The 9,794-nt window shown below is 45.9% G+C and carries 11 protein-coding genes; 7 read left to right on the plus strand and 4 right to left on the minus strand.

The window, feature by feature from the left end:
* Positions 1-73: 73 nt before the first annotated feature.
* Both B5D35_RS13335 and purT read left to right on the plus strand, forming a co-directional pair.
* On the plus strand, positions 74-961 hold the full coding sequence (locus B5D35_RS13335) for a DMT family transporter (RefSeq protein ID WP_244556594.1): 888 nt from the start codon (positions 74-76) through the stop codon (positions 959-961).
* A gap of 166 nt (positions 962-1,127) precedes the next feature.
* Positions 1,128-2,303 carry a formate-dependent phosphoribosylglycinamide formyltransferase gene (purT, locus tag B5D35_RS13340; protein ID WP_078753056.1) on the plus strand — a complete coding sequence of 392 codons (1,176 nt, stop codon included), beginning with the start codon at positions 1,128-1,130 and terminating at the stop codon, positions 2,301-2,303.
* 61 nt (positions 2,304-2,364) lie between these two features.
* Here purT and B5D35_RS13345 read toward each other — a convergent pair whose 3' ends face one another.
* A complete protein-coding gene (locus B5D35_RS13345; RefSeq protein WP_078753057.1) occupies positions 2,365-3,006 on the minus strand; it encodes a thiopurine S-methyltransferase in 642 nt (213 codons plus the stop codon).
* Between the two features lie 197 nt (positions 3,007-3,203).
* Between B5D35_RS13345 and B5D35_RS13350 the strand changes: the two genes are divergently transcribed.
* Both B5D35_RS13350 and B5D35_RS13355 read left to right on the plus strand, forming a co-directional pair.
* Positions 3,204-3,704, plus strand: a complete 501-nt coding sequence (locus B5D35_RS13350; protein WP_078753058.1) for a hypothetical protein — start codon at positions 3,204-3,206, stop codon at positions 3,702-3,704.
* Between the two features lie 212 nt (positions 3,705-3,916).
* Positions 3,917-5,326, plus strand: a complete 1,410-nt coding sequence (locus B5D35_RS13355) for a basic amino acid/polyamine antiporter (protein ID WP_244556595.1) — start codon at positions 3,917-3,919, stop codon at positions 5,324-5,326.
* 6 nt (positions 5,327-5,332) lie between these two features.
* Here B5D35_RS13355 and B5D35_RS24910 read toward each other — a convergent pair whose 3' ends face one another.
* Together B5D35_RS24910 and B5D35_RS13365 are read right to left on the minus strand one after the other, a co-directional pair.
* Entirely contained in the window at positions 5,333-5,740 is a 408-nt protein-coding gene (locus B5D35_RS24910; protein WP_244556596.1) for a hypothetical protein, read from the minus strand.
* 246 nt (positions 5,741-5,986) lie between these two features.
* Positions 5,987-6,361 (minus strand): MarR family transcriptional regulator, encoded by a 375-nt coding sequence (locus tag B5D35_RS13365; protein WP_078753060.1) that lies wholly within the window; start codon positions 6,359-6,361, stop codon positions 5,987-5,989.
* A gap of 241 nt (positions 6,362-6,602) precedes the next feature.
* Here B5D35_RS13365 and B5D35_RS13370 point away from each other — a divergent pair, with 241 nt between their 5' ends.
* Positions 6,603-7,289, plus strand: coding sequence for a DUF2982 domain-containing protein (locus B5D35_RS13370; protein ID WP_078753061.1), 687 nt, complete (start codon positions 6,603-6,605; stop codon positions 7,287-7,289).
* Positions 7,290-7,321: 32 nt separating this feature from the next.
* Here B5D35_RS13370 and B5D35_RS13375 read toward each other — a convergent pair whose 3' ends face one another.
* Positions 7,322-7,975: an MBL fold metallo-hydrolase gene (locus B5D35_RS13375; RefSeq protein WP_078753062.1), complete on the minus strand. Its 654-nt coding sequence runs from the start codon at positions 7,973-7,975 to the stop codon at positions 7,322-7,324.
* A 252-nt stretch (positions 7,976-8,227) separates the two neighbouring features.
* On the opposite strand from B5D35_RS13375, the gene B5D35_RS13380 reads away from it, so the two are divergent.
* On the plus strand, positions 8,228-9,055 hold the full coding sequence (locus B5D35_RS13380) for a metallophosphoesterase (RefSeq protein ID WP_078753068.1): 828 nt from the start codon (positions 8,228-8,230) through the stop codon (positions 9,053-9,055).
* Positions 9,056-9,072: 17 nt separating this feature from the next.
* Positions 9,073-9,756, plus strand: a complete 684-nt coding sequence (locus tag B5D35_RS13385) for a GNAT family N-acetyltransferase (RefSeq protein WP_244556598.1) — start codon at positions 9,073-9,075, stop codon at positions 9,754-9,756.
* Positions 9,757-9,794 lie beyond the last annotated feature (38 nt).

The following is a 9,794-nucleotide window of genomic DNA, read 5'->3' on the forward strand; positions in this document are numbered from 1 at the left end:
TTTTTGTAATATCACTTCCACTGATAGAAAATTTCGTTACTATCACATTTCTCTCACTTTAAGCCATATTCCCATGACTCAACGACATAATCCCGTTCTCGGGGCCACATGGATGCTGACCGCCGGACTCTGCTTCGCCATGGTGAACAGCCTTGCTCAGTACGTCAGTTTCCAAATGCAACTGCCTTCCACGACCGTTGCGTTTATACAGTATTTTATTGCTCTTGTTGCCATGGCACCTTGGCTTCGTTCAATGGGTATCAAGGATGCGTTAAAGACCGAGCATTTCGGTATGCACTGCCTGCGCGTATTTTTTTCTGTTATCGGAATTCAATTGTGGCTTTGGGCGCTCGCCTATCCGGTCCCGATTTGGCAGGGTATCGCTCTTCTCATGACATCCCCGCTTTTCGCGACCATCGGTTCTGGCCTTTTCCTTAAAGAAAAAGTCGGGCCAGCACGATGGATAGCAACATTGGCTGGTTTTGTTGGTGCCATGATCATTTTGGAGCCTTGGTCAGATGAATTCACCTGGGCAACCATGTTGCCCGTCGGCGCTGCCGTGTTCTGGGCAACATACTCACTGATGGTGAAAAAACTGTCTCATCACGATTCGCCAACAACCATGGTGGTCTATCTCCTCGTTTTGATCACACCGTTCAATATTGTGTTAGCCATTCCAGAATGGTCTATGCCTTCCGGCACACTCGTCTGGGTTATGTTACTTGGCGCAGGCTTGCTTACCGGATTAGCACAATGGGCAATAGCAAAAGCGTATGACGTCGCTGACGCGTCGTTCGTTCAACCATTCGACCATGCAAAGCTCCCTTTGAATGTGCTATTTGGTTTCCTCGTATTTGGCTGGGCACCACCGGGAAGGCTTTGGCTTGGTGCGGCAATCATCATCTCTGCCGTATTTTTCATTACCCACTGGGAAACGAGAAAAGCTGCTACCAGCAAGTAAACGCTTTGTTGCTTCTTTCAACCTAGACAAGACCACCTGTACAGGTGGTTTTTTCTTATCGCAACAACAAAACTGAATTGAGCAAAGAAATAAAAGCAAACGCTTGCGCAAACGTTTGCTTTGGGTAAAATCATCTGCAAATTCTCGTTGTTGATGGAAGAAAATAATGTTAGGAACCGCTACTCGCTCTGGTGCTACTCGTGTTCTTTTGCTTGGTTCAGGAGAACTGGGTAAAGAGGTTGCGATTGAGTGTCAACGTCTTGGTATCGAAGTCATTGCCTGCGACCGATATGCCGACGCGCCTGCGATGCAAGTTGCACACCGTAGCTACGTCGTCGACATGCTCGATGGTGACGCACTGGCTGACATCATCGCTCAGGAAAAACCACATTACGTGGTGCCAGAAATTGAAGCCATCGCGACAGATAAACTGGTCGAGCTTGAACAATGCGGTTTAAACGTTGTACCAACCGCTCGCGCAACGCAGCTAACAATGAACCGAGAAGGCATACGCAGGCTGGCTGCTGAATCGCTGGGTGTACCAACCTCTCCTTATGTGTTTGCCGACTCCCTGGATGAACTTGAATGCGGCATTGCAAATGTTGGCATGCCCTGTGTCGTGAAACCGGTAATGAGCTCTTCTGGTAAAGGTCAAAGTGTTATTCGCACAGAAGCTGACATCAAAGCGGCGTGGGACTACTCACAAGAAGGCGGACGTACGGGCCGAGGTCGCGTCATCGTCGAAGGGTTTGTGCAATTTGATTATGAAATCACCTTGTTGACAGTCAGTGCTGCCGATGGCATTCATTTCTGTGCGCCTATTGGCCACAGGCAAGAAGACGGTGACTACCGTGAATCATGGCAACCTCAGGTAATGAGTGATACCGCGAGACAGGCGGCAGAAGACGTGGCACGTAAAGTCGTCACTGCACTCGGTGGGTATGGTTTGTTTGGTGTCGAATTGTTTGTCCGTGGTGACGAAGTCCTCTTCAGTGAAGTATCACCTCGCCCACATGACACAGGAATGGTCACGCTCATTTCTCAAGATCTCTCCGAGTTCGCATTGCATGTGCGTGCTTTCTTGGGCTTACCTATTGGTACTATTCGTCAATTTGGCCCGTCTGCATCTGCCGTTGTATTAGCGGAAGGGTGTTCTGAAAACATCCAGTTTAGTGGTATTGCCGAAGCTCTCTCTCAACCTGACACGCAGTTAAGACTGTTTGGAAAACCAGACATCGATGGTAAACGACGTCTCGGCGTCGCGCTGGCAAGAGACGGTGACATCGACTTGGCAATAGAGAAGGCAGTTAAATCGGCGGCAGCAATAAAAGTTACATTCTAATCAAGAAACAACCGCCATTGTGAACACAGGAAAAATTGCCACCATTACTGGTGGCGATTTTTTATGGCTTTTCAATCAACCATACTTCTTCGGAAAAATACGACACTGCTTTTCCTTTCGGTGGCCTGTCACACTCGTCATCGCGATTCAAATGGGTAACCTTGCATGAAGCGAACAATGTCTTAACTTCATCAGCTGTCACGCTGAATGGAGGCCCATCCATTTGGTCTTGGGGGTAGTCTAATGTCACCAACAGCATTTTCCCCTTGGGATCCAACAAATCAAGCAATCTTTCAACGTAACGTGTACGCATCTCTTCTGGCAGCGCGATCAGTGCAGCACGATCATAAATCAGCGGATAGCTTGTTAACGGAGCAGTAAAGTAATCCCCACTGTATAGCGCGATCTCATCGAACTCATACCGTTTTAATGTCGGGCTAATAGACGTCACCGTCGGCGTATAAAAATGCTCCGCAAAAAACGCTCTTACTGCTATTTCACTTAGCTCTACGCCTATAACCTCATTGTGCTTGGTCGCTAGCCAGCTGAGATCTTCTGTTTTGCCACACATAGGAACAAACACAGCGTCACTACGCTGTGGGTCAAGCATCGGCCAATATTTAATTAACAAAGGATTGGTGTCTGACAGGTGAAAACCTATCTTGTTTTCAGCCCAGCGACTGAACCAAAACTCCTGATCCATACAGTGTTATTCCTCATGAATGCGTTTAGTGCCAATGATAACAAGCGAGCCAATGCAGGCAAATAACCAATTGCAGGCGTGTAACTCGGCGAATTACGTGATCTGAATCTCGATTATTTCATTCTAGCTATTGTTTTTACCGGAAAATAAAACTACTGTATAGGCATACAGTATTGGATATTCATACAGGAATCTTCATGAAACAGACGCATGCGATCTCTCATTCAGTACAAAACTCACCTTTTACTCGTTCAGTCGTTCGTGATTGCTACGCACGCGTTGCAACGGGTTCTCAGCGTATTCACTCTCCCATGAACATAGTGAGCAGTGACGTTACATCTCACCATTTGGTTCCTGTAAAAATCTATCGCGATAACATGAGTGAGTTAGCGTATTTACTACGCTTGCTAAAGAATCTTAGTGAATCAAACAAGTGGATCACTTTGATCGCCCCTCCCGCAGGCTTCAGTGCTTCATTGCTGACGCAGGCTGGTATAGATGCAAAACAAATCCGTGTTGCAAGACCGACCTACCAACACAACGCATTAAGCCTTTTGGAAAAAGCACTGACCAGCAACACGTCGGCAGTCGTTCTTGCATTTGGCCAAACAGACGACTTCAGAACCGTCGAACAACTGGCTGCGATCAGCGATACGCCAGCGTTTGTCATTGACGGATTTGCAGCACAATTCCACTAATCGAAAGCCTACAAATGTACGAAGCTATCCTTTGCGCCAGTGCGTTCCACTGTCTGTTTTAATTGGAACGTACAAAAACCTGAGCACCCACCAGCAACCCTCTCACGCAGAAACAATCTTGCAATCATTAATCCCATTTCTGAGTAATTCTTGAAGCACCAACTTTAACTATACTTCCCCCACTTATCATGTTCGTTATTTTAGGTTGTACTTTGAGCAATAAACTGGATTTAAAAGCACTGACAGCACTTGTTATAGGTTCGATGATTGGCGCAGGGGTATTTAGCCTACCTCAGAATATGGCGGCAGTAGCAAGTCCGGGTGCAGTGACCATTGGTTGGATCATCACAGGGTTTGGAATGATTTGTTTGGCCCTAACGTTTCAACAATTGATCCAAATTAAACCAGAAATTAAAGGCGGCGTTTTTGGCTATGCTCAAGCCGGTTTTGGCGACCTCATCGGTTTTTTTTCGGCCTGGGGATATTGGTTAAGTGCAACGGTCGCGAATGTGTCCTACTTGGTAATCGTGTTCAGCACTCTTGGGCTATTTTTCGACACAAGCACGTTCACTTTATTCGGTAATGGCAACACCCTTTTATCCGTCGCGCTGTCCTCAATACTCATTTGGCTCGTTCACACTTTGGTGTTACGTGGCGTTCAAACTGCCGCAATCGTAAATTACATTACGACTATCGCAAAGCTGATCCCTATCATCGTCTTTATCATAGTGGCCTTGTTTGCCTTCCACTGGCATACCTTTACGTTTGACTTCACAGGCGCAAATATTCCAGGGAAAGCCAGTCTGTTTGAACAAATAAAACAGACTATGTTGATCACCGTGTGGGTGTTTATCGGCGTTGAAGGGGCGGTTGTGGTCTCAAGTCGAGCAAAAAGCGCGACCGATGTAGGTCGCGCCACCATCCTAGGTCTGCTGATTTGTTTATTTCTTTATGTTTCCGTAACGCTGCTTTCTATGGGCGTGGTGTCAACACCTGAGCTGGCAAAGTACCAAAACCCATCAACGGCCAAAATTCTTGAAGCGTTGATAGGACAAACCGGCGTGGTTCTTATTGGTGTAGGTCTTATCATCTCCGTTAGCGGTGCATATTTGAGTTGGACACTGCTAGCCACAGAAACGCCGTACACAGCAGCAAGAGACGGGATGTTCCCTAAGTGCTTCGGGAAAGTAAATGAGAATGGCACGCCGTACAACTCGCTATGGCTTACCAGCATCGTCATTCAACTGTGTTTGTTTGTTATGTATGCCATTGGCGGCGGATATGATGATCTACTCACCATCGCGTCAGAGATGATTCTTGTGCCCTACCTGCTCGTTGGTGGGTATCTTATGAAGGTTGCCTACGGTGAAGGACATACTTTGAAAGTGAAGTTTGTCTCCACACTGGCAACGATTTATGGTTTCTGGCTAATTTATGCTTCAGGAATCCATCATTTGCTGCTCGCCGCTTTGCTCTACATTCCTGGTATCCTGTTCTACTTGGTTGTAAAAAAGGAGAAAGGCGAGCAAAAATTCAGCAACAGCAGCAAAGCCATTCTTAGCGTTTTGCTGATAGCAGGTATCGCCGCCACATACTTGGTAACCAAAGGTGTGACGCTATAAACGTCGTTATAACAGTCTGATTTGCAGATACTCGCGATCTTCATTGAACTGCTTAATATCCGCAGAAGTATGTTTGGTGATTTTCGCGATTTCTGTTTCATCGAGGGAGTATGGCAACATAATATTCAACTGGTGGATATTATGCGCTTGAGCTAGCTCGATAAGCGTGATGAGGTTGGAGACATCACTGTTTAGCGAAGAGAGAGATTGACTCGCTATTTTTGCAAACTCTTCACTAGGAAAGCACCGCTTACTTTCCTCTTTGCCTTGTGTAAATTTCCAAGGCACGAGATGCATCAGGAATGTGTGGAAAAATGCGCGTTTGTGCTTGTTTGACTCACACAAAAATCGCGTGTAATCATAATTGATAACGCAAGAGGTTTTAGTGTCCGTACTATCCAAATATCCAGTCATAGCAAGTCCCGTTTGCTTTTATTGTTTTTAGGATAATGTCCAAGTTAACACTCACTATATTTGATATTTTACATTTCTCTCATGAATAAATTAGAAGTTTGCCCTCGATCGTTTAATTTCTTTCCATGTCCAAAAATCCAACCAGCAAGCATTACATCAAGTTAACAAGCATGAAAACTGAGACCAAAATAAGCAACAAAAAAACCAGCCCTGAGGCTGGTTAAAATTTTGAATTTACTCTCGTGTTTACAACGCTTTGTAAATCACTTTTGAACCGACTTGTACGCGCTCAACGACGCCTTCTTCAGCCAGTTTTTTCAGAGCGCCTGTTGCCCAAGAAGCGGCTTTCGCGTCTTCTTGGCCAGCAGCTAGGCCGATACCTTTAGGGTTGATACCCTCTGCGTTCTGACGAACAATATCAAGCACTTGTTGCTGCTTTGGTGTAAGAGAAACATCCGCGACCACTTTTGGTGCTTCTGCTTTTTTCTCAACGGCAGGCTTAGTCGCTGCTACTTTCTTTACAACCGCTTCTTTTTTCACTGACACATTAACCGCTGCTTTTGCAGTTTTAATGTGTTTTTGAAGCTTAAGTTGAACTTTGCGTTTGTGAGAGATTTTCATTAAATCGTCCTACTTCGATGCACTGTGTTAAGCATCCCCTGAATACAGCAGGGTGAAAAACAAAGCGCGCTTTATACCAAAATTTGCAGGGTTTTTGTAGCTCTAACGCAGATAGACAGCAAAACTTGCGCTAACCGTCAGAAACCGAACGACATTTTGTTCAAGATATCATCAACCACTTTTAATAAGAATTGATCGTACTACGCTTAAAACGGGCAGAAAGAAGGAAACGGACATCTTGGTGAGAAAAAGAGAGCTAATTTACCCACCCCATCAACGACTCGGTAAGTATTTCACCATTGCAGTGATTCTGCTCGCCATTGTCGTGCTCGCTTTTATCGTCACCATTCCTCAGGTCAAAACACTCCCCGCGTTAATGGGATTAGTGCTTATCGCCTCTCTTGGTATCTATATTTCTAAAGTCGTTGATGAACATAGGCTGTCTTTCTCCCTTTCTGATATGCATATACAGCACCATACCCGTAAAGGTGGATGGAGCGTCAAATGGTCGGACATACGAGAAATTGGTGTACCCAGTGTGTCGCAAGACGGATGGCATCAGCCTCTGCCTTGGATAGGAATTCGATTAAACAATTACGAGCCTTTTCTTGATGGCATTAGTTTTCGACTTGCCAGCCAAATCATCATGGAACAACGCGGTTTGTTGCTAAGTGCTTATCGGCGGGCAGAGGAGCCGATAAATTCTAAACTAGAAGATATGATGTTCGATGACAAACCTTATGTGACGGCATCAGGAAAGGTCTACAAGGGATTAATTGCGATGCTTGCTAACAGGATGTCTTACACAAGGGAACTGCTGGGATATGACGTGTTTGTCAGCGAGGATTTGCTGGATCGTCCTCTTAACGATTTTGTGGGCTTAACCCGAAGATACTTAGCCTCTGCGGACAAGCCGCCCGCAGAGTGACCATTTGAATTCCGGTCAGTTTGTAAACCGCATTACCAAATTGGCATTTCGTCCGCAACGTAAGGGTTGTTCTTACGCTCATTACCAAACGTCGAATTAGGGCCATGACCCGGAACAAACGTGACATCATTACCCAGCGGGAACAACTTTTCCTTGATTGAACTGATCAGGGTTGCGTGATCGCCTTTCGGAAAGTCAGTACGGCCGATGCTGCCATTAAATAGCACATCGCCTACCCAAGCAATACGCGCTTCTTCACTGAAAAAGACAACATGGCCCGGCGTATGACCCGGAGTATGAATAACGGCAAGTTTATTCTCCCCGACCATGACTTCATCACCTTCACTTAGCCATTCTGTCGGATCAAACGCTTCAGTGCGCGCAAAACCAAACATCTCACTTTGCGCTGGTAACGCTTGCAGCCAAAACGCATCTTGCTTATCTGGGCCAATCACTGGCACGTTGTACGCGGAGGCAATCTCTTCAGTGCCGCCAACGTGGTCTAAATGACCATGAGTCAACAAGACCTTCGTCACCTTCACGCCCAGTTCATTGACCTTAGCTACCAGTTTAGAAACATCGCCACCCGGGTCAACCAACGCCGCTTCATTGGTTTTATCGCACCAAATGATTGAACAGTTTTGTTGAAATGCCGTCACAGGAACGATTTCGTACTTCAGAGCCATATTAAATTCCGTATAAATGCGAAAAACTGCCAAAGCATAACATGCCCGCTCTCTCATTTTAATGGGAACATGTATTCGACAACGACTCCCCATTTTTCATTGCGTTATCAGTGTCATTGCCTTCAATGTCATTGGATTGCAATCACTTTGCCACAACAACGTCACCGTGTTGAAAGAACACTTTCATCGTCGATACGTAGCGTAGATTTCAGTCATTAAAAACCGTTATGTTTCATTACCAAACCTATGCTTATGAACCCAAACTCTGTGCGTACAATGTGGATCTCTGATCTTCATCTCGGTAACAAAGACTGCAAAGCCCATTTTTTGCTCGACTTCCTCAATCAACACGAAGCAGAAACAATCATCTTGGTTGGCGACATTATTGATTTTTATTCGATGAAATCCAGCCACCACTGGCCGGAAACCCACAGCCAAGTCATTTCATTGTTAATGAACCGTGCCCATCAGGGTACTCGCCTTATCTACATACCCGGAAATCATGACGCCACGATTCGCCAATACCTCAAGTTCGATTTTGGACGAATAGAAGTAAGAGCGAGCCATTTACACGAAACCTTAATGGGCAAAAAAATCATCGCCGTACATGGCGATGAGTTTGACAGTGCCGTTTGCCACAAACGTTTAACGGCGGTTGCAGGCGATGTAGGCTACGACTTGCTGCTCTTTTTGAACCGTTGGTGGTCAAGGGCTCGTCAACGCCTAGGGTTTCCGTATTGGTCACTCGCTTCGTATATAAAATCCAAGGTCTCATCGGCAAATGTGGCTATTGCTCGGTTCGAAAATGCGGCTATCCAATATGCACGTAGAAAAGGCGCAAATGCCATTGTATGCGGTCACATTCATCACCCGGATCTGAAAACATTTGGTGACGAGTTATACCTCAATGATGGTGATTGGATTGAAAACTGCACGGCATTACTCGAACGACATGATGGTTCACTACAGCTCATCCGTTGGACAGAAAAATGCGAACTATTGGCCGAGAGTGATGCTTTTGTCGCTCCCTTGCCTGACACGATGAACGCAAAGAAAACCCAAACGGCAGAATGCAGCTAACTTTGTAAAGGATATCCATGTTCAATATTGACGAAGTCATCGCAGCAAATTATCCATCAATCGCCGGAAAGCCTTGGCTAGCACGTCCTGTCAGCTCTACGTTGCGTCGATTACTCCACGAGCAAGCATTTCAGGATTTCGCCATCAAATACCCTTACTTAAAAGGGTTTGAATTTGTTGAGCAGGTGCTAGATTACTTCCGTTTTAGCTATACCACCAGCGACAGGCAACGGGAACGTATCCCGACTACTGGGCGCCTTGTCATCATCGCAAACCATCCCATAGGTTCGTTAGATGGGTTAGCCCTGCTCAAGATGGTTCGAGAAATCCGGCCTGATGTTAAAGCGGTCGCGAACAACCTTCTAATGCAAATTGAGCCAATGCACACGTGTTTACTGCCGGTCAACAACATGTCGGGCAAGACACCAAAAGAAAACTTACGCAAGATTGATGAATGGTTGCAGCGCGAAGGCGTTCTGATTATTTTCCCAGCAGGTGAAGTCTCGCGATTTGGCCCTTGGGGGGTGAAAGACAAAGAATGGCATAGCGGATTTTTACGCATGGCGTCCAAAGCAAAAGCCCCCATTTTGCCTATTCATGTTGACGGCCGAAACTCAGCGGTCTTTTATGGGGCCTCATTGGTGTATAGACCGTTATCAAGGCTTTGTTGCTTAATTCGGTTGGAAGACATGGCAGCCTAAAGTTGTTCGGTTCTTAAGCAATATACTGAGTTTCAGGC

Origin of the sequence: Enterovibrio nigricans DSM 22720 (assembly GCF_900167155.1) — a bacterium.
Lineage (GTDB): Bacteria > Pseudomonadota > Gammaproteobacteria > Enterobacterales > Vibrionaceae > Enterovibrio > Enterovibrio nigricans.